Annotated in this window: 1 protein-coding gene; it reads right to left on the reverse strand. The window is 65.6% G+C overall.

Annotated elements, in window-relative coordinates; all coding sequences use genetic code 11:
• A partial coding sequence (locus DWV32_RS04215; RefSeq protein ID WP_233511301.1) for an arginine deiminase family protein occupies positions 1-275 on the reverse strand: 275 nt, incomplete at its 3' end.
• Positions 276-299: the final 24 nt, after the last annotated feature.

Genomic DNA, 299 nt, shown 5'->3' on the forward strand with positions numbered 1-299 from the left:
ATGTACTGGTCGGTGAACTCGGCGCGGGCGCCGGGGACCTGGTCGAACACCTCCGCGACGAGGTTCTCGAGGTAGAGGACCTCCACGCCCTGGTCCCTCAGGATCTGGGCGAAGGTGTCGTGCTCCTGCTGCGCGACCTCCAGGAACGGGACGTCGTCGAACAGGAGTCGCTCGAGCTCGTCGGGCGGCAGGTTGAGGAGCTCGTCGCCGGGACGGTGCAGGCAGACCTTCCTGAGCTTGCCGATCTCGGAAGGCACGTGCAGACCTTTCGTCATGGCCTCCTACCTTTCTTTCGGGCC

Origin of the sequence: Collinsella sp. AF04-24 (assembly GCF_003465685.1) — a bacterium.
GTDB lineage: Bacteria > Actinomycetota > Coriobacteriia > Coriobacteriales > Coriobacteriaceae > Collinsella > Collinsella aerofaciens_AP.